Below are 19877 nucleotides of genomic sequence, written 5' to 3'. Positions count from 1 at the left end.
GGGGTTCAGGGGGTGGGCCAGTTGCGCAGCAGGGAGTCGAGGGCGTCCAGGATCCGGGTCCAGGACTCCTGGGAGTCGGGGGCGCTGTGGCTGAATCCGCCGGCCGACTCCAGGCTGACGTAGCCGTGGAAGACGCTGCCGAGGAGCCGGACGGCGTGTGTCTGGTCGGGTTCGGCCAGGTCGTAGCCGCGCAGGATCGCCCGGGTCAGCTGGGAGTGCCGGGGGCCGGCGCTCGCGGCGGCCGTCTCCGGGTCCAGCGGGTACCGGGCCGCCGCGTAGCGGCCTGGGTGCCGTCGGGCGTAGTCGCGGTACACGTCGGCGAAGGCGGCCAGGGCGTCCTTGCCGGCCCGGCCGGCGAGCGCGTCGGCGGCGCGGTCGGCCATCTCCTCCAGCGCCAGCAGCGCGATCCGGGTCTTCAGGTCCTGGGAGTTCTTCAGGTGCGAGTACAGACTCGCCACCTTGACGTCGAACCGCCGGGCCAGCGCCGACACGGTCACCTGGTCGAAGCCGACCTCGTCGGCGAGTTCCGCGCCCGCACGCACGAGGCGCTCGGTGGTCAGGCCTGCACGCACCATCACGTTTCCCTCCTCTGCCATAGGCGAGTATGAAACTTCCTAAAGCTTTTAGGCAAATGAGGGAGTGGCGAAGGAAGAGCGCTCGCCGACTGGAGGAAGGCTCAGCCGCCCGTCGACTCGCGGATCACCAGGGAGAACGGGCCGACGAACTCCTCCCGGTCCGCCGGCCGGCCCGCGCTGCCCAGCCGGGCGACGAGCAGGGCGACGGCCCGCTCGGCCATCAGATCGTGATCCGGATCCACCGTGGACAGCGACGGGACGAGGAACGCGCTCTCGTCGACGTTGTCGAAACCGATCACCTTGACCTGCTCGGGCACCCGCACCCCCGCGTCCGCCAGGCCGCGCAGCACGCCCATCGCCACCGTGTCCGTCACACAGAACACGCCGTCGAAGTCCAGCCCGCCCGCCGCCATCGCCCGCGCCTCACGCGCGCCCGCTTCCATGGTGAGCGCCGGCAGGCAGCGCACCAGCTCCGGGTCCTCGGGCAGAGCGGCGGCGGCCAGCGCCCGCCGGTACCCGGTGTGCCGCAGGCTCGACACGTCGACCTCGTCGCGCAGCTCCCCGCAGACGACGGCCACGCGCCGGCAGCCCCGCTCGATCAGATGCCCGGTGCCGGCCGCCGACGCCTCGACGTTGGGCATGGCCACGTGATCCACGGGCCCGCCGAAGATCCGCTCGCCGAGGATCACCACCGGGCGGTCCACCTCGAGCGCCTCGGCATCGGCCGGGCCCATGCCGACGGTGCTCAGGATCAGCCCGTCGTACAGCCGGTTGCGCGACTGGGACAGCGCCGCCAGCTCGTTCTCCCGGCGGGCGCCGGTCTGCTCGATGCCCACCCGCAGCCCGTGCCGGTCCGCGGCCGCGATGATGGCCTCCGCGAGCCGGCCGTAGTACGGGCGGTTCACCTCCGGGACGGCGAGCCCGATGGTGCCGGTGCGGCCCTTGCGGAGGTTGCGGGCCGCGACATTGACCCGGTAGTCGAGGCGGGCCATCGCCGCCAGGACGCGCTCGCGGGTAGCGGGCCGCACATGGGGGTGGTCGTTGATGACGTTGGAGACGGTCATCGCCGACACTCCGGCCGCCCGCGCCACGTCCTGGATTGTCGCCACGCTCACTCCTGCCCGGTGTCCTGCGCGGTGTCCTGTCCGGAAAGCCGCACGCCGTCCTCCGCGAGACGATAGAGCGCGGCGCCATGGGCGGGCAGGTCGGCCACCAGGCGCCGGCCGTCGTGCGCCACGCCGGTACGGGTCCACAGCTCCCGGACACGGTCGGCCGGGCGGGCGCCGATCGAGCCGAGCGGCACCTCGTACCGGCGGGGAGAGCCGGCGAGTGAGAACACGGCGGCGTAGCGGGTACGGCCGTCGGTGTCGTGGGCGGTCCACAGCACCAGGTCGCCCTCGCGCAGCACCTCGCGGTTGCCGGTGCTGTGCCACAGGACCGCCAACGCCTCGTCGTTGGTGAGCAGTTCGACCGTCTCCGGCGGGCTGGTGGGCAGGTCGCCGCCCATCATCAGGGGAGACCGGGAGATCAGCCACAGGGTGACCAGGCTGATCTGCTCGGGCCGGGTGAGCCGGGACAGCCGGTCCTCGCCGCGTTCGGCGCGGATGCCGATGCGGCCGAGCGGCAGCATGTCGGCGTCCGCCCAGCCGCCCTCGCCCTGCCAGGGGGCCCAGCGGGCCATCCGGGCGAACTGGGCCGCCACGTCCTCCCAGCGGTCCCACAGGTCGTCGCAGACCCGCCACATCGTGGCGTGCTCGCGCAGGTGGTCCAGCCGGGCGAGGGAGACGTCGGTGCCGGGGGACAGGCTCAGCTCGATCGGCCGGCCGCTGCGCTCGATCGCCCGCGCGTAGGCGGCGATCTCCCGTTCGTGGTAGGGGAAGAGCATGTCGTCGGCCTTGACGAAGTCCACGCCCCAGTCGGCGAACTGCGCGACCTGGGAGTCGTAGTAGGCCTGCGCGCCCGGATGGCCGTGGTCCAGGCCGTAGTTGTCGGGGTTCCAGGGGCACACCGAGCCGGTGTCGGCGATCTCGTCGGCCGTGAACTCCGTTCCGTGCACGGGCAGTCGGGCGGCGACGGCCCGGCGCGGGATGCCGCGCATGATGTGCAGCCCGAAGCGCAGCCCGAGGTCGTGGACCCGCCGGGCCAGCGGGGCGAAACCGGCCCCGTCGGTGGCGGAGGGGAACCGGTTGGGCGCCGGGAGCTGGCGGCCGTACCCGTCCAGGACCAGCGGCGCGTCCGTGTTGTAGCCGTGGGCGCGGGCCGTGGGCTCGTACCACTGGATGTCCACCACGACCGTGTCCCAGCCGTGGGGGAGCAGATGGCCGGCCATGAAGTGCGCGTTGGCGAGGACCTCGTCCTCGGTGACGGTCGTGCCGTAGCAGTCCCAGCTGTTCCAGCCCATCGGAGGCCGCAGCCGCCGGCCGGGAAGGGGTCGGTTCATGCTCGCGGCCTCTCAGCTGGCCAGGGCCACGGGCGCCTGGACGGTCACGAAGGAGTGCGGAGGCAGGGTCAGCACCGGCCCCCGGTCCGTCATGGAGAGGCCGTCGAAGGTGCGCGGCGCCACCGCCCGGGGCGTTTCCGGGGTGTTGTGCGCCTGCAGCCTGTCCGCCGTGAGGATACGGGCCCGCGCCTCGCCCACCCGGCCGCCGCGCAGGTCCAGGCTCACCTCGGCGGGCTCCTCGGCGTCCAGGTTGCTCAGCGACACGAGCAGCGTCCCGTCCTTCACGCTGGCCGAGACGGACACGGTCTCCAGCTCCGCGTCCCCGACCGTGCGCCGGGCGTCGTCCGCGCGCAGGTGGACGGGGAGCGACGTGGCGTCCTGGTGGCCCTTGTTCATCTCGAAGACGTGGTACGTCGGGGTCAGCACCAGGGCGTCCCCGTCCGTGAGGACCATGGCCTGCAGGACGTTGACGGTCTGCGCGATGTTGGCCATGACCAGCCGGGCCGCGTGCCGGTGGAAGACGTCGAAGTGGACACCGGCCACGAGTGCGTCCCGCAGGGTGTTCTGCTGGAACAGGAACCCGGGGTTCGTCCCCGGCTCGACGTTCCACCAGGTGCCCCACTCGTCCAGTACCAGACCGACGGTGCGCTTCGGGTCGTAGCAGTCCATGACGGTGGAGTGACCGGTGAGGATGCGGTCGACGCGCCGGGCCGAGACCATCGTGCGGTAGTAGTCCTCGGTGCCGAAGACCGTGGCGCTGCCCTTGGCGTCCCAGGGCCCGGCCAGCGTGTAGTAGTGCACGGACAGGGCCTGGTAGTAGGTGCGCGGAGCGGCCTCGCAGCCGAAGCAGTTGATCTGCCGCATCAGCGTCTCGGTCCACTTGTAGTCGTCGTCGGAGGCGCCCGAGGCGATCCGGTAGAGCGTGTTGTCACCGTGGTCCCGGCAGTACGTCGCGTACTGCCGGGCGAGGTCGGCGAAGTACTCGGCGCGCATGTTGCCGCCGCAGCCCCAGGTCTCGTTGCCGATGCCCCAGAACCTCACCCGCCACGGCTCCTCGCGCCCGTTGGCCCTGCGCAGCCGCACCATCGGGCTGTCGCCCGCCCGGGTGAGGTACTCCACCCACTCGCTCATCTCCCGGACGGTGCCGCTGCCCACGTTGCCGCTGATGTACGGCTCCGCGCCGAGGAGTTCGCACAGCGCCATGAACTCGTGGGTGCCGAAGTGGTTGTTCTCCTCCACGTCGCCCCAGTGGGTGTTGACCATCCGGGGCCGCCGCTCGCGCGGCCCGATGCCGTCCTTCCAGTGGTACTCGTCGGCGAAACAGCCGCCCGGCCAGCGGAGGTTGGGGATGTCCAGGGCGCGCAGCGCCTCGACGACGTCCCGGCGGATGCCGCCCTCGTTCGGGATCGGGGAGTCCTCGCCGACCCAGAACCCGCCGTAGACGCACCGCCCGAGATGCTCGGCGAAGTGCCCGTACAGATGGCGGCTGATCCTCGGCCCCTCGATGTCGAGGTTGATGATCGCGGTGGCGGTGGGCACGGGGGTACTCCAATCCGAGATCCTTTGTATCGATAAAAAGTCGCACCGGGGAGAGGGGCCGTCAAGGGTGGGTGGCCGTGCATCACATGTCTCAACGGAACGGCCGCCGACCGGAGATCCGGTCGGCGGCCGTACACATGCCGGTGAAGGGGATCAGACCGACGTCGTGGGGAAGGTCGGGTACTCCACGCCCGACACGTGCTGGACGACCCGGACGACCTGGCAGGAGTAGCCGAACTCGTTGTCGTACCAGAGGTAGAGGATCGCGTTGTCGCCGTCGACCTTGAGCGCGCCGGCGTCCACGATCGAGGCGTGGCGGGAGCCGATGAAGTCGCTGGAGACCGCGTCGGGCGCCGTGATGAAGTCGATCTGGCGCTTGAGCGGCGAGGTCAGCGACACCTCGCGCAGGTAGTCGTGGACCTCCTCGCGGGTGGTCTCGCGGGCCAACTGCAGGTTGAGGATCGCGATGGAGACGTCCGGCACGGGGACGCGGATCGAGCTGCCGCTGATCTTCGCCTTGAGGTCCGGCAGCGCCTTGGCGACGGCGGAGGCGGCGCCGGTCTCGGTGATCACCATGTTGAGCGGCGCGGAGCGGCCGCGGCGCTCGGACTTGTGGTAATTGTCCAGCAGGTTCTGGTCGTTGGTGAACGAGTGGACGGTCTCCACATGGCCGCGCAGCACGCCGTACTCGTCGTCCATCGCCTTCAGCGGCGGCACGATCGCGTTGGTGGTGCAGGAGGCGCAGGACAGGATCTGCTCGTCCGGCTTGATGGTGTCGTGGTTGACGCCGTGCACGATGTTCGGGACGTCGCCCTTGCCCGGCGCGGTCAGCACGACCTTCTCGATGCCGGGGCGCAGGTGCTTCGACAGGCCCTCGCGGTCGCGCCACTTGCCGGTGTTGTCGATGAGGATGGCGTCCCGGATGCCGTACTCGGTGTAGTCCACGTGCGACGGGTCGTCGGCGTAGATCACCTTGACGGCGTTGCCGTTGGCGACGATCGTGCTGGTCTCCTCGTCCACGGTGATCGTGCCCTGGAACTGGCCGTGGATGGAGTCGCGGCGCAGCAGCGAGGCGCGCTTGACGATGTCCTGGGCGCCGCCGCCGCGCACCACGATGGCGCGCAGGCGCAGGCCGTTGCCGGAGCCGGACTTCTCGATCAGCAGCCGGGCGACGAGCCGGCCGATGCGGCCGAAGCCGTACAGCACGACGTCACGGGGCTCGCGGCGCTCGATCTTGTTGGCGCCGGTGGCGCCGGCGACCGCCTCGGCGGTGAACTCGGCCACGCTCAGGCCGCGGTCGTCGGCCTTGTAGGTGGTGGCCAGCATCCCGAGGTCGATCTGGGAGGGCCCGAGGTCGAGGGTGGTCAGGGCCTCGAGGAACGGCATGGTCTCCGTGACCGACAGTTCCGCGCCGTCGATCTGACGGGCGAAGCGGTGGGTCTTGAGGATGCTGACCACCGACTTGTTCACCAGGGAGCGGCTGTGCAGCAGGACGGTCACGTCCCGCTCGCGGTGCAGCTTCCCGATGAGCGGGATCATCGCCTCCGCGATCTCCTCGCGGATCTTCCAGTTGGTGAACGAGTCGTCGTTGACAGTCACGGATCCATCTTTCGAGCTAGGGAGCGCTCATATGGTAACCACACCCCTCACCTGCTCCGTCCGGGGGAGGCGGAGTAAGGGAAATGCACCCATTCCTTGACCCATTCCTGAATCAGGGTGGAAGTGCGTAAGAAACCCGGGTCGCGGATTGCACGTCTTACCTGGCGTGCCCAAGGTCAACAGAGTGAGCACCTCCTCCGTACCGCGGCCCGACGCCGCCGCACCGTCCCGTCCCCTCGGTCCCCCGGCCCTGTCACGGATCGCCCGGCGCGGGATCCCCGAAGGGGCGCTCCCGGCCCTCGCCCTGTTCGCGGCCGTCCGGCTCGCCGGGGTCCTCGTGGTGGTCCTCACCAACGCCGCCAGAGGGCACCGGCTCGTCAGGAACTTCGCCCACTCCTGGGACTCCCGCTGGTACCTGCACATCGCCGCCCAGGGCTACGGCCACAAGATCTGGATCACCCCGCAGGGCGCCGTGCAGAGCGACTGGGCGTTCTTCCCGCTGTACCCGGGCCTGATCAGGGCGCTGACCACCGTGCTGCCGTTCACCCCCGGCCAGGCCGCGCTGCTGATCGCCTGGGCCGCCGCGGGCGTGGCGGCGTACGGCGTGTACGTCATCGGCCACCACCTCTACGGGCGCGGGGTCGCCACCGCGCTGGTCGCCCTGTGGGCCGCGCTGCCGCACTCCGTCGAACTGACCATCGCCTACACCGAGTCGCTGTTCGCCGCCCTCGCCGTCTGGTCCCTGTACTGCGTGCTCAAGGGCCGCTGGCTGTGGGCCGGCGTCCTGGCCGCCCTCGCCGGTCTCTCCCGGCCGAGCGGCTTCGCGGTCGCGGTGGCGGTCTCCCTCGCCGCCGCCCATGAGGTGCTGCGGCGGCGCGGCCGGGTCCCGGCGAGCCTGTGGGCCGGCGCCGTGACCGCCCCGCTGGGCTGGCTCGCCTATGTGCTGTGGGTGGGCAGCCAGACCGGAGACCTGCTCGGCGGCTACTTCCAGGTGCAGAGCGCCTGGGACTCCCGCTTCGACTTCGGTGTCGGCGCGGCGCGGTTCGTGAAGGCGCTGCTGCTGCACGGGGGCGGCGCCGTCTACCCCATGTCCCTGGTGATCGTCGCGGCGGGCGTGCTGCTGTTCGCGCTGCTGTGCCTGGAGCGGGCCCCGCTGCCGCTGGTGATCTTCGCCGGGGTGCTGGTCCTGCTCGTGGTCGGCGGCTCCGGCTCCTTCTCCTCCAAGCCGCGGTTCCTGCTGCCCGCCTTCCCGCTCCTCATCCCCATGGCCCGGGCACTGACCCGCACCTGGCGGGTCCGGCCGGCCCACGCCGTGGTCGTCTACGGCGGCCTCGCCGTGGTGTCCCTGCTGTTCGGCGCCTTCGTGACGGTGGTGGCCCACTCCCCGCTGTGAGTCCGCACCGGAGCGTCATGCCACGGCGGCGTTGTGCGAACGCCGTGAATCGGGGTAGGCGGGGGGACGCCCGAGGAAAGGATCGCCATGACGACGTACGTGATCAGCGTCCCCGGTACCTTCATCGCGGACATCGGGACGGACACCCGTGCCCGCCTGGCAGGCACGCTCGGCCCGTCCGACCCTCACGGGACCCGGATGGGCAACGCCCAGGGCCTGGACGTGCTCAGCGTCAACGAGGACAACACCTTCACGCTCCGTCTCACCGTCGAGGCGGACACCGGCCGGCACGCCGAGGAGGAGGCCCGCCGGGTCGCCGACGCCGCGCTCCGGGACGCGGGGCTGGACGAGCGGAGCGCGGCGCTCGGTCCCGCCGTGATCACCGGGATCGACTCCGAGGTGCGCTGACCGGGAGCCGTACCACGGCCGTCCGCGGGGCGAGATGTCCGGGTACAGGTAAAATTTAGGCGTTTGCCGAAATGTCAGGCGGCCGTCGTCGAGGGCCACCGCCTCGCCGGAAGTGATCGATGCCCCGCAAGCGCTCCACGGACGAAGGCGACGAGCTGCTGGCCAGACTCGGCTCGCTCACCGCCCAGGCACGGGAGCGCGCGGAACTGCAGCGCAGCCAGGTGGAGCTGGCCATCGCCCTCCAGCGCGGCATGCTCCCGCGGGACCTGCCCGCGGCGCCCGGACTGCACATCGCGGTCCGCTACACACCGGCCAACCTCGGCCTCAACGTGGGCGGCGACTGGTACGACGCGTTCACCCTGCCCGACGGGCGGATCGGGCTGGCCATCGGCGACGTCCAGGGGCACAACATCGAGGCCACCGCGTTCATGGGCCAGGTGCGGGCCGGACTGCGCGCCCTCGCCTCCGTGACCGGCGATCCCGGCGAACTGCTGTCCCGCACCAACGACCTGCTGCTGTCCCTGGGCACCGACCTGTTCGCCACCTGCACCTTCATGCGCCTCGACCCGGCCACCGGGGTGCTGGAGAGCGCACGGGCGGGCCACATCCCGTTCGTGTGGGCCACGGCGGACGGCAGGGCCGGCGTCGCCGACGACGAGGGCGGGCCGCCGCTCGGCATCGACTCGTGCATGGAGTTCCCGGTGAGCAGACACCGGCTCACCACGGGCGGCCACTTCGTCCTGGTCACCGACGGCGTGGTGGAGGGCCCCTCGCTGGACATCGACGACGGCCTGGAGCAGGTGGTGAGCCTCGCCGGCATCGCCGCCGTCGCCGGCCTCGCGGCCCCCGCGCTGGCCGCCGCCGTGATGAAGGGCGCCGAGGGCGTCGGCCACGACGACGACGCGGCCGTCCTGGTCGTGGGCCTGGACGGCCCCGGCAGGCACCATGCGACGGGGCCGGACCGGTCGGCGGGCCGCGTGTGACGAGGCCGGTCCGGTCGGCGGGCCGCGTGTGGCGGAGCCCGGTCCGGCCGCCATGCCGCGTGTGACGGGCTCGGTTCGCCCGCCAGGTCCGGTCCTGACGGGCCCGGTCCGGCCGGCAGGTCTTGACCGGCTTGGTCCGCTCGGTAGGTCCCGTGTGACGGGCTCGGTGCGCTCGGCAGGTCTTAACCGGCCTGGTCCGCCCGGTAGGTCGGGTGTGACGGGCCCGGTGCGCTCGGCAGGCCGCGTGTCACGGCCCGGTCCGATCTGCAGGCCGTGTGTGACCGGTCCGGTCCGATCCGGTCGGCAGGTCCTGACTGGCCCGGTCTGGTCGGCGGGCTGCGTGTGACGGAGCCCGTCGGGCGGCAGGTCTTAACCGGCCTGGTCCGCCCGGTAGGTCGGGTGTGACGGGCCCGGTGCGCTCGGCAGGCCGCGTGTCACGGCCCGGTCCGATCTGCAGGCCGTGTGTGACCGGTCCGGTCCGATCCGGTCGGCAGGTCCTGACTGGCCCGGTCCGGCCGCCATGCCGCGTGTGACGGAGTCCGTCCGGTCGGCAGGTCTTGACCGGCCTGGTCCGCCCGGGCACGTCCCGTGTGACGGGCCCAGTGCGCTCGGCAGGCCGCGTGTCACGGCCCGGTCCGGTCTGCAGGCCGTGTGTGACCGGTCCAGTCCGGTCGGCAGGTTCTGACCGGCCTGGTCCGCCCGGTAGGTCGGGTGTGACGGGCCCGGTCCGCTCGGCAGGTCCTGTCCGGCCCGGTCCGCTAGGCAGGTCCCGATTGATGGGGCCCGTGCGCCTGGCAGGCCGCGTGTGACGGGCTCGGTCCGCCTGGCAGGTCCTGACCGGCCCGATCCGCTCGCAGGTCGCAATTGACGGGGCCGGTCACGCACGGCAGGCCCCGTGTGACGGGCCGGGCCGGATGCGGGAAGGGGCTCCGCGGCGTCCGCGAGCAAAGAGTCCCGGAATTCAGCCATAGGGCTGGCCGCGCCGGGTCTCGCCTCGCCGAGCCGGGGCCTTCGGTGTGAGATGGCTGCTGTGGTGGGTAACGACGATCTGCGCCGGCCGGGCGGCTCCGCCGTCCAGGTACTGGCCGTCGCGGCCTGCTACTACGGCTCGGCCCGGCTGGGACTCCTGCGCGAACTCTCTGTGGAGGGCGCGGTCGTCAGCCCCATCTGGCCCCCGACCGGCGTCGCCGTCGCCGCCCTGCTGATCCTCGGCCTCCGCTGCTGGCCCGGCATCACCATCGGCGCCTTCTTCGCCGTGCTGGCCATCGGCACCCCCCGCATCGACGTGCTCGGCACCCTCGCCGGTCAGACCCTCGCACCCGTGTGCGCGGCGCTCCTGCTGCGCCGGGCCCGCTTCCGCACCGACCTGAGCCGGCTGCGGGACGGCATCGCCCTGGTGTTCCTGGGCGCTCTGCCCGCCATGCTGATCAGTGCGACCACCGGCGCCGGCCTCCTCGTCCTCATGCACAGGTTGAACGCGCACAGCTTCTGGCCCGCCTGGCTGGCCTGGTGGGTGGGCGACGCCATGGGCGTGCTGCTCATCACCCCCCTGCTGCTGTTACTGCACAACGCGCGCTGGCCGCCCTCCCTGGCCCGCTGGAAGGAGGCGACCGCACTGGCCCTCGTCACCTGCGGAATCGTTCCGGTGGCCGTCTACAGCACAGTCAGCGTGCTCTTCCTCGTCTACCCGCTGATCATCTGGGCCGCCCTGCGGTTCCAGCTCGTCGGCAGTGTGCTGTGCGCGCTGGCGACCTCCGTGCTGGCGACGATCGCGGCGACGGACGGCGCCGGGGCCTTCGTCGGCCTGAGCCGGATCGAGGTCATGGCGAAGCTCCAGGCGTTCAACGGCGCGATGGCCCTGACCACGCTCCTGCTGTCCGCCCTGATCACCGAGCAGCACAACACCCGGCGCTCGGTGGCAAAGGCGTGCCAGGAACTGGTCGAGGTCCTGGAACACCTCACCGCCGGCGAGGCCCCACCACCCCGCGCCCAGCCGGAGACTGGACACATCGACGGCACCGACGGCGGACCGGGCCCGCTCTCACCTGGCAGATCCCCCTAGCCGGGCCAGCACCGCCGGCAGCCCCGTAGCCGGTCCGCCCCACTGGGCAGCCCCATAGCCGGTCCGCCCCACGGGGCAGCCCTCCGTGGCCGGTCCGGTGCCACGGGGCAGCCCTCCGTGGCCTGTCCGGCACCACGGAGCAGACCCCCCTGGCCGGTCCGGTGCCACGGAGCAGGCCCCCATGGCCGTCCAGCAGCACTGGGCAGCCCTCTAGCCGGTCCAGCATCACCGGGCAGCCGCCCCCGTAGCTGGTCCGGCGTCGTCCGGCAGCCGTAACCGTCCCGCCTCACCGGCCGGAGCGGTTCACCGGTCCCTCGTCCTCGCTGCCCGGCTCCGCGGATCCTTTGCGTGACCCGGTGTCCCGTGGCGTAGGCGTCGGCGGGTGTGCGGCGCCGGTGCCGCCGGGCTGACCGCCGCCGGTGGTGCCGTAGCCGCCCGGGATGCCCGGCGGCATGTCCGCGGCGGCCTGCGCCTCGCTCACATGGCGCCGCGCCCGGACCCCCGCCCGGCGCTCCGGGTACGGGTAGTCGAACGGCTCGGCGGAGGCCCGCTCGCGGTCGCTCTCGCGCTGCCGGCGTGCGGCCTGCTCGGCGGCCGGCGTGCTCTCGCTGCGCCGTCCGTGCTCCTGGCCGTGCGTACGGCCGTCGTCGTGCTGTCGGTCCCTGTCGTTCATGCGGCGCCGAGTACCCGGGCCGTGCCCGCCGTCACCAACGTCCCGGCGTGTCGGACGGCCGGTCCGGGGCACTGGGAGACGATGGGCTCAGCCCGGAAGGGCACGGGCGGGACCGGAGGAGCGGACGCGGCATGGACCAGCGGACGACGGGCGCGGCGGACCGGCCCCGCGCCCACCGCCAAGAACGGCCCGGCGGCACGGTCGCGGGAGCGTCGGACGGCGTCGTACGGCTGCCCGAGAACGGCCCGCCCTCGCCAGGCGGCGCCGATGCCCGCCGCCGTATTCCGCGCACCGACCGCCTGCTGAGTGACCCCCGGCTGTCCGCGGCGGTGGAGCGGCTCGGCGCCGGTGTGGTGAAGGCCGCCGTGCGCGAGGCGCAGCAGCGGGCCCGGGAGGGCGGCATCCGGCCCGAGCAGGTGCCGGAGACGGCCGTCGCGCTGCTGCCCGGCACCGCGAGCGGACTGCGGCCGGTGATCAACGCCACCGGGGTGCTGCTGCACACCAACCTCGGCCGGGCCCCGCTGTCGGCGGCCGCCCGGCAGGCCGTCCAGGAGGCCGCGGGGCCCACGGACGTCGAACTGGACCTGGCGACCGGCGTGCGCGCCCGCCGGGGCCGCTCCGCCCTCGCCGCTCTGACCGAGTGCGTCCCGTCGGCGGGGGCCGCGCACGTCGTCAACAACGGCGCCGCCGCCCTCGCGCTCGCCGCCACCGCCCTCGCGGCCGGCCGGGAGATCGTCGTCAGCCGGGGCGAGATGGTGGAGATCGGCGACGGCTTCCGCCTGCCCGACCTGCTGGTCTCCACCGGCGCCCGGCTGCGCGAGGTCGGTACGACCAACCGCACGACCCCCGCCGACTACGCCGCCGCGATCGGCCCGGACACCGGGTTCGTGCTCAAGGTGCATCCGTCCAACTTCCGTATCACCGGCTTCACCCGGTCCGCCGAGACCGCCGAACTCACCGGTCTCGGTGTGCCCGTCGTCGTCGACATCGGCTCTGGGCTGCTCGCCCCGCACCCGGCGCTGCCCGAGGAACCCGACGCCGAGACCCAGCTGCTGGCCGGCGCCTCGCTCGTCACCGCGAGCGGCGACAAGCTGCTCGGCGGCCCCCAGTGCGGGCTGCTGCTCGGCCAGCGGGACCTGGTGCGTTGTCTCGCCCGGCACCCGCTGGCCCGCGCCCTGCGCGTCGACAAGCTGACCCTGGCCGCCCTGGAGGCCACCCTCACCGGCCCGCCCACCCCGACCGCCCGCGCCCTCACCGCCGACCCGGCCCGCCTGCGCGAGCGCGCCGACCGGCTCGCCGGCGCTCTCGCCGCCGACGGCGTCGACGTACGGGCCGTCGACTCCACCGCCACGGTCGGCGGCGGAGGCGCCCCCGGCGTGACGCTGCCCAGTGCGGCGCTCTCCCTGCCCGAGGCGTACGCCGCCGCGCTGCGCACCGGCCCGGTCCCCGTGGTGGGACGGCTGGAGGCGGGCCGCTGCCTGCTGGATCTGCGCGCGATGCCCGAGGGCGACGACGAACGGCTGGCCGACGCCGTGCGCTGCGCCCGGCCGGCCGGGGGAGGGCGGGCGTGATGCGGGTGCTCGCCACCGCCGGCCACGTCGACCACGGCAAGTCCGCCCTGGTCCGCGCCCTCACCGGCATGGAGCCCGACCGGTACGAGGAGGAACGCCGCCGGGGACTCACCCTCGACCTGGGCTTCGTGTGGACGCGGCTCGGCCCGGACGGGGACCACCTGGCCTTCGTCGACGTGCCCGGCCACGAACGCTTCGTGCCCACCATGCTGGCCGGCGTCGGACCGGTGCCCGCCGTGCTGTTCGTGGTCGCCGCCGACCAGGGCTGGCAGCAGCAGTCCGAGGAGCACCTGGCGGTCCTCGACGCGCTCGGCGTCCGGCACGCCGTCCTCGCGGTGACCCGCAGCGACCTCGCCGACCCCGGACCCGTCCGCGCCGACGCCGTGGAGCGGCTGGCCCGCACGAGCCTCGGCAAGGCGCCCGCGGTCGCCGTGAGCGCGGTCACCGGGGCGGGACTCGACGAGCTGCGCGGCGAACTGGCCCGGCTGGCGGGCGAGTTGACCGACCCGGACCCCGACGCCGACGTACGGCTGTGGCTCGACCGGGCCTTCACCGTGCGGGGGCACGGCACCGTGGTGACCGGCACCCTCGGCGCGGGCACCCTGCGGGTCGGCGACCGGCTGGTCACCGGCGACGGCTCGGCCGTGCTCCGGGTGCGCGGACTGCAGAGCCTGCACCAGGACCGGACGGCGGTGAGCGGGGTGGCCCGCGTGGCGGTCAACGTGCACGGCCCCGGCGACGACGGCCTGCGCCGCGGCCAGGTGCTGCTGACCCCGGACCGCTGGCTGGGCAGCGAGGTGATCGACGTGCGGGTCACCGGGGAGCGGGTAGCCGGCCTGCCCCGCTGTGTCACCCTGCACATCGGCACCGCCGCCGTCCCCGTGACCGTCCGTCCGCTCGGCGAGGACACCGCCCGGCTCACCCTCGCCCGCGCCCTGCCCCTGCGGGTCGGCGACCGGGCCGTGCTGCGCGAACCGGGCGGCGGCCGCATGCCCTGCGGCGTGACCGTCCTCGACGTACGGCCGCCCCGGCTGACCCGGCGCGGCGCCGGCCGGGCCCGCGCCGCCGAACTCGCCGGGATGACCGGCCGTCCCGACGCCACCGCCGAACTCCGCCGCCGCAGGCTCATCCGGCGCGCGGAGCTGCGGGCCATGGGCGTCCCGCCGCCTGCCGCTTCCGAGGCCGGGGACCCGGCGCGCACCACCCCCACGGAAGGAGCGGAGAAGGGCGTCCCCGTGGGTCCCGTCGCCGGGGACTGGCTGGCCGACGCGGCGTACTGGAACACCCTGAAGGAGCGGCTGGCCGCCGAGGCCGGCCGGCACGCCCGCGCCCACCCGCTGGAGCCCGGCCTGCCCACCGAGGCGGCCCGCCGTCTGCTCGGCCTGCCCGACCGCGCCCTGGTCGACGCGCTCGCGGAGGCCACACCCCGACTCCGTGCCCGCCAGGGCCGGCTGTACCACGCCGACAGCCTCCGGCCCGACCTGCCCCCGCCCGTGCGCGCCGCCGTGGACGCCGTGCGCCGCGACCTCGCCCACGCCCCCTTCCGCGCCCCCGAGGCCGGGCGGCTCGCCGAACTGGGCCTGGATCGCCGGGCGTTGGCCGCCGCCGTCACGGCCGGGGCGCTGCTGCGGATCGCCGACGGGATCGTGCTGCTGCCCGGCGCCGACGCCCAGGCCGCCGCCGTGCTGCGCACCCTGCCCCAGCCGTTCACGCTCAGCGAGGCACGCAAGGCGCTCGACACCACCCGCCGGGTCGCCGTACCGCTGCTGGAGTTCCTGGACGCCCGGGGACACACCGAGCGCGTCGACGACCAGCGCCGGCGCTGCCGTACGGAGGCGGTGGACGGAGGCGGACGGGAATCGAACCCGCCGGCCCGAGATCCTCGGGCCCCTCGGTTTTGAAGACCGGGAGGGCCACCAGGCACCCACACGCCTCCACCGCTCGTCAGGCTACTGCCCCAGGAGACCGCCGGTATGACCTCGACATCCGCATCGATCCGCCAGGCGCCCGTCCGGCTCACCCAGTACGCCCACGGCGGCGGCTGCGCCTGCAAGATCCCGCCCGGAGAGCTGGAGGAGGTGGTCGCCGGGCTGACCGCACCCCCGCTCACCGGCGGTGACACCCCGCTGCTGGTCGGGCTCGCCACCGGCGACGACGCCGCCGTCGTCACGCACCGGGGAACGGCACTCGTCTGCACGGCCGACTTCTTCACCCCGGTCGTGGACGACCCCTACGACTGGGGGCGCATCGCCGCCGCCAACGCCTTGTCCGACGTGTACGCCATGGGCGGCCGGCCGGTGCTCGCCGTGAACCTGCTGGCCTGGCCCCGCGACCGGCTCCCCTTCGACCTGGCCCGCGAGGTGCTGCGCGGCGGCCTGGACATCGCCACCGAGGCCGGCTGCCATGTCGGCGGCGGGCACAGCGTCGACGACCCGGAGCCGAAGTACGGCATGGCCGTCACCGGTCTCGCCGACCCCGATCGGCTGCTGCGCAACGACGCCGGCCGGCCGGGGCTGCCGCTGACGCTGACCAAGCCGCTGGGCGTGGGCGTGCTGAACAACCGGCACAAGGTCACCGGCGAACGGTTCGAGCAGGCCGTCGCCGCGATGACCGCGCTCAACCGGGACGCCGCCGAGGCCGCGCTCGCGGCCGGGGCCGTCTGCGCCACCGACGTCACCGGGTTCGGATTCCTCGGCCATCTGCACAAGCTGGCGCGGGCCTCCGGCGTGACCGCCGTGGTCGACACCGCGGCCGTCCCGTACCTGGACGGCGCCCGGGAGGCCGTACGCGACGGGTACGTCAGCGGCGGCACCCGGCGCAACCTGGAATGGGTCGCCCCGCACACCGACTTCGGCGACACCGACGAGGACACCCGGCTGCTGCTGGCCGACGCCCAGACCTCCGGCGGGCTGCTGGTCGCGGGCGAGGTGCCCGGGGCGCCGGTCGTGGGGGAACTGGTGCCGCGCGGGAGCCATTCCGTCGTGCTCAGGTGATCCGGCGCCGACCCCTCGTGCTCGGGTGACCGGAGGCCGGCCCACGGGGGCTCGGGCGATCCCGCTTCGCCGATCCCGTGCCGGCCCTCCCGGGCTTGGCTGTTCCCGGGCCGGCCCCTGCGCTCAAGTGATCCAAGCGCCAGCCCCCCGCGGCCCGCGTGTCTCAGGGCTCGGTCCCGGTGTGCTCGTCGATGCGCGCTCGCGTCCGGTAGGCGCGCACCAGCTCCACGGACGCCGGGCCCCGGGGCCTGCGGCCGGGGCGGATGTCCACGGCGAACGCCTTCGTCTCCTGGATGTGGGTGTTCGGGTCCAGGGCCAGGTGCAGCAGCTCGTTGGCTGCGTCCCCGGTGCTGTAGCCGTTGGGCCCCCAGTGGTAGGGCAGGCCCACCTGGTGCAGCCGGCGCCCCTGCACCGTCAGCGGCGCCATCCGGTCCGTCACCAGCACCCGCGCCTCGATCACCCCGCGCGCGCTGACGATCGTCGCCCACCCGGTGTGTTCCAGGCCCCGCTCGGCCGCCAGCTCGGGGGAGACCTCGCAGAAGAACTCCGGTTGCAGCTCCGCGAGATACGGCTGCCAGCGGGACATGCCGCCCGCCGTGTGGTGCTCCGTGAGCCGGTAGGTGGTGGCGACGTACGGGAACACCTCGGAGCCCGGTTCGTCACCGCTCGGCTGGTAGCGGTTGTCGGGCACCGACGGCATCAGCTGCCGTACCGGATTGCGCTGCTGGTCGTAGAGCAGGTTGGGGAACGGCGAGTCCTGCGGCTCGTAGTGGGTGGGCAGCGGGCCGTCGGTGAGTCCGGACGGCACGTACAGCCAGGCCTTGCCGTCGGCCTGCATGATGAACGGGTCCGTGCCGGTCAGCGCCTCCGGGCCGGTCGCGTCCTCGGGCGGCCGGTGGCCGGGCGACTTGTCCTTCTTGAAGTCGGGCACGTCGTGCCCGGTCCACTCGCCCTTCTCCGCGTCCCACCACACCAGCGCCTTGCGCTCGCTCCACGGCCTGCCCTGCGGGTCGGCGGAGGCGCGGTTGTACAGGATCCGGCGGTTGGCCGGCCAGGCCCACGCCCACTCGGCCGCCACCCAGTCCTGCTCCCGGCCCGGCCTGCGGCGGGCGGCCTGGTTGACGCCGTCGGCGTACACCCCGCAGTAGATCCAGCAGCCGCAGGCGGTCGAGCCGTCGTCCTTCAGTTCCTCGTACGAGGACAGCGGACGGCCCTCGGCGTCATGGCCGTTGATCTCGGCGAGTACCGCCTCCGCGTCCGGTTCGGCGTGCCGGCCCTTCGTCGGGTAGTCCCAGGCCAGGTCGAGCACCGGCCGGTCCATCTCGTCGGCGGACCCGGCGAGCTTCTCCCGGATGATCCGCCCCAGGTGGTAGGTGAACCACAGGTCGCTGCGCGCCTCGCCGGGCGGCTCGACCGCCTGGTGGTGCCACTGCAGCAGCCGCTGGGTGTTGGTGAAGGTGCCGTCCTTCTCGGTGTGCGCGGCGGCCGGCAGGAAGAACACCTCGGTGCGGATGTCCTCGGTGCGCAGCTCACCGGTGTCGATCTCGGGCCCGTCCTTCCACCAGGTCGCCGACTCGATCAGGGAGAAGTCGCGCACGACCAGCCAGTCCAGGTTCGCCATGCCGAGCCGCATCAGCTTGGAGTTGGCGTTGCCGACCGCCGGGTTCTCGCCGTACAGGAAGTAGCCCTTGCAGGTGCCCTCCCGCTGGGCCATGGCCGTCTCGTACGTCGAGTGGCTGCCGGTCAGCCGGGGCAGGTAGTCGAAGCAGAAGTCGTTGTCCGCGCTCGCCGCGTCGCCCCAGTACGCCTTGAGCAGACTCACCAGGTACGAGCGCATGTTGCCCCAGTAGCCCTTGTGGGCCGCCTCGGCCTGCACGAAGGCGTCCAGGTCCTGGTTCTGGTGGGCGTGCGGCATCGGGATGTAGCCCGGCAGCAGGTTGAACAGGGTCGGGATGTCCGTGGAGCCCTGGATGGAGGCGTGCCCGCGCAGCGCGAGGATGCCGCCGCCCGGCCGGCCGATGTTGCCGAGCAGGGTCTGCAGCACGGACGCCGCGCGGATGTACTGCACGCCCACCGTGTGCTGCGTCCAGCCGACCGAGTAGGCGAACGCCGTGGTCCGGTCGCGGCCGGAGTTCTCCGTGACCAGCTCGCACACCTGCCGGAAGAGGTCCCGCGGCACCCCGCAGACCTGCTCGACCATCTCCGGTGTGTAGCGGGCGTAGTGCCGCCTGAGCAGCTGGAACACACACCGCGGATGGGCCAGGGTCTCGTCCCGCTCCGGCTCGCCCTCGCCGATGACCGCGCCGCCGGAGCCGTGCGCCTCGCCGCGCGCCGCCTCGGTCACCGAGCTGCCGCCGCGGGTGCGCTCCTCGTACTCCTGGTCGCGTTCACCGGAGGCCGCCTGGACCTCCGTGCCCTCGTACTGCCAACTGCCGTTGTCGTAGGACCGGTTCCGGGCGTCGAGGCCTGAGAAGACGCCGGCCAGGTCCTCGGTGTCGCGGAAGTCCTCGCGCAGGATCACCGGGGCGTTGCTGTAGGCCACGAGGTAGTCGCGGAAGTACTTCTCGTGTTCCAGCACGTAGTGGATGATCCCGCCGAGGAAGGCGATGTCCGTGCCCGCGCGCAGCGGCACATGGACGTCGGCCAGCGCGCTGGTGCGGGTGAAACGCGGGTCGACGTGGATCACCTTCGCGCCCCGCGCCTTGGCCTCCATCACCCACTGGAACCCGACCGGATGGCACTCGGCCATGTTCGAGCCCTCGATGACGATGCAGTCCGCGTTCTGCAGGTCCTGCTGGAAGGTGGTCGCGCCGCCGCGTCCGAACGAGGTTCCCAGACCGGGAACGGTGGAGGAGTGTCAAACGCGCGCCTGGTTCTCGATCTGGATCGCTCCGAGCGCCGTGAACAGCTTCTTGATCAGGTAGTTCTCTTCGTTGTCGAGGGTGGCCCCGCCCAGGCTCGCGATGCCGAGCGTGCGCCGGGTGCGGGTCTCGTCGACCTCCCACTGCCAGCCCGCCCGGCGTGCCTCGATGACCCGGTCGGCGATCATGTCCATCGCCGTGTCCAGGTCGAGGCGCTCCCACTCGGTGCCGTGCGGGCGCCGGTAGAGCACCTGGTGCTCGCGGGCGTCCCCGGTGGTCAGCTGCAGGCTCGCCGCGCCCTTGGGGCACAGCCGGCCGCGCGAGATGGGGGAGTCCGGGTCGCCCTCGATCTGGGTGACCTTGCCGTCCTGGACGTACACGTTCTGGCCGCAGCCCACCGCGCAGTACGGGCAGACGGACTTCACCACCTGGTCCGCGTCGGCCACGCGGGGCGTGAGGCGCTCACTGCGCCCGCTCTTCGCCGCGGCGCCCCGGCCCAGCGGATCGGTGCCCGTCAACTGGCGGTAGACCGGCCAGGAGCCGATCCAGGTGCGTACGCCCACGGCCACTCCTCCCGCTCGGTGCCTCGATTTTCCCGCAGCCCGCCCGCCACGGCATCCGGGGCCGCGGTGAGCCGTGGAGTACCCGCACCGGCGGTGACCAAACGGACACCGGCAGGTGTGAGGGCGGCGAGCCGGGAAACTCCGCCGCTGGTGTGTCGGCGCACGGACCGTACCGGGTGCCCGTAATGTCCGGATGGCCACGGTCCCGACGGAGGTG

13 protein-coding genes, 1 tRNA gene and 1 pseudogene are annotated in these 19877 nt (G+C 73.2%); 7 read left to right on the top strand and 8 right to left on the bottom strand.

The window, feature by feature from the left end; genetic code table 11:
• Positions 1-5: 5 nt before the first annotated feature.
• The 5 genes from AB0950_RS34585 to AB0950_RS34565 form a co-directional block, all read right to left on the bottom strand.
• On the bottom strand, positions 6-575 hold the full coding sequence (locus tag AB0950_RS34585) for a TetR/AcrR family transcriptional regulator (protein ID WP_360569976.1): 570 nt from the start codon (positions 573-575) through the stop codon (positions 6-8).
• A gap of 101 nt (positions 576-676) precedes the next feature.
• Entirely contained in the window at positions 677-1684 is a 1008-nt protein-coding gene (locus AB0950_RS34580) for a LacI family DNA-binding transcriptional regulator (protein WP_366780196.1), read from the bottom strand.
• Positions 1685-1686: 2 nt separating this feature from the next.
• Positions 1687-3015: a glycoside hydrolase family 27 protein gene (locus tag AB0950_RS34575; protein ID WP_366780195.1), complete on the bottom strand. Its 1329-nt coding sequence runs from the start codon at positions 3013-3015 to the stop codon at positions 1687-1689.
• Positions 3016-3027: 12 nt separating this feature from the next.
• Positions 3028-4554, bottom strand: a complete 1527-nt coding sequence (locus tag AB0950_RS34570; protein ID WP_366780194.1) for an alpha-L-arabinofuranosidase C-terminal domain-containing protein — start codon at positions 4552-4554, stop codon at positions 3028-3030.
• Between the two features lie 153 nt (positions 4555-4707).
• The gene (locus tag AB0950_RS34565; protein ID WP_360569970.1) at positions 4708-6153 is read right to left on the bottom strand and encodes a glyceraldehyde-3-phosphate dehydrogenase; all 1446 of its coding nucleotides are present in this window, start codon (positions 6151-6153) and stop codon (positions 4708-4710) included.
• 184 nt (positions 6154-6337) lie between these two features.
• Here AB0950_RS34565 and AB0950_RS34560 point away from each other — a divergent pair, with 184 nt between their 5' ends.
• From AB0950_RS34560 to AB0950_RS34545, 4 genes are all read left to right on the top strand, one after another.
• The gene (locus AB0950_RS34560; protein WP_360569968.1) at positions 6338-7546 is read left to right on the top strand and encodes a hypothetical protein; all 1209 of its coding nucleotides are present in this window, start codon (positions 6338-6340) and stop codon (positions 7544-7546) included.
• Between the two features lie 87 nt (positions 7547-7633).
• The gene (locus AB0950_RS34555) at positions 7634-7954 is read left to right on the top strand and encodes a hypothetical protein (protein ID WP_360151080.1); all 321 of its coding nucleotides are present in this window, start codon (positions 7634-7636) and stop codon (positions 7952-7954) included.
• Positions 7955-8073: 119 nt separating this feature from the next.
• Positions 8074-8937: a PP2C family protein-serine/threonine phosphatase gene (locus AB0950_RS34550; protein WP_360151083.1), complete on the top strand. Its 864-nt coding sequence runs from the start codon at positions 8074-8076 to the stop codon at positions 8935-8937.
• A gap of 1030 nt (positions 8938-9967) precedes the next feature.
• Positions 9968-10999 (top strand): MASE1 domain-containing protein, encoded by a 1032-nt coding sequence (locus AB0950_RS34545; RefSeq protein ID WP_360569964.1) that lies wholly within the window; start codon positions 9968-9970, stop codon positions 10997-10999.
• 286 nt (positions 11000-11285) lie between these two features.
• On the opposite strand, the gene AB0950_RS34540 is transcribed toward AB0950_RS34545, so the two are convergent.
• Positions 11286-11672 (bottom strand): hypothetical protein, encoded by a 387-nt coding sequence (locus AB0950_RS34540; protein WP_360569962.1) that lies wholly within the window; start codon positions 11670-11672, stop codon positions 11286-11288.
• A 131-nt stretch (positions 11673-11803) separates the two neighbouring features.
• Between AB0950_RS34540 and selA the strand changes: the two genes are divergently transcribed.
• Both selA and AB0950_RS34530 read left to right on the top strand, forming a co-directional pair.
• Positions 11804-13243 carry an L-seryl-tRNA(Sec) selenium transferase gene (gene selA, locus AB0950_RS34535; protein ID WP_366780193.1) on the top strand — a complete coding sequence of 480 codons (1440 nt, stop codon included), beginning with the start codon at positions 11804-11806 and terminating at the stop codon, positions 13241-13243.
• Positions 13243-15051, top strand: a pseudogene (locus AB0950_RS34530) (SelB C-terminal domain-containing protein); the annotation flags it as partial. The gene selA and the pseudogene AB0950_RS34530, both read left to right, overlap by 1 nt.
• A 31-nt stretch (positions 15052-15082) precedes the next feature.
• Here the strand turns inward: AB0950_RS34530 and AB0950_RS34525 are convergent.
• Positions 15083-15179: transfer RNA gene (locus tag AB0950_RS34525), tRNA-Sec, on the bottom strand.
• Between the two features lie 37 nt (positions 15180-15216).
• Here AB0950_RS34525 and selD point away from each other — a divergent pair.
• The gene (gene selD / locus AB0950_RS34520) at positions 15217-16236 is read left to right on the top strand and encodes a selenide, water dikinase SelD (protein WP_366780192.1); all 1020 of its coding nucleotides are present in this window, start codon (positions 15217-15219) and stop codon (positions 16234-16236) included.
• Positions 16237-16399: 163 nt separating this feature from the next.
• On the opposite strand, the gene fdh is transcribed toward selD, so the two are convergent.
• A complete protein-coding gene (fdh, locus tag AB0950_RS34515) occupies positions 16400-19660 on the bottom strand; it encodes a formate dehydrogenase (protein WP_366780191.1) in 3261 nt (1086 codons plus the stop codon).
• Between the last annotated feature and the right edge of the window lie 217 nt (positions 19661-19877).

The sequence above is a fragment of the Streptomyces sp. NPDC007189 genome (genome assembly GCF_040703635.1).
In the GTDB taxonomy this organism is placed as follows: domain Bacteria; phylum Actinomycetota; class Actinomycetes; order Streptomycetales; family Streptomycetaceae; genus Streptomyces.
Note: the sequence above shows the minus strand (reverse complement) of the source record. Positions and strands in the feature narration are given on the sequence as shown.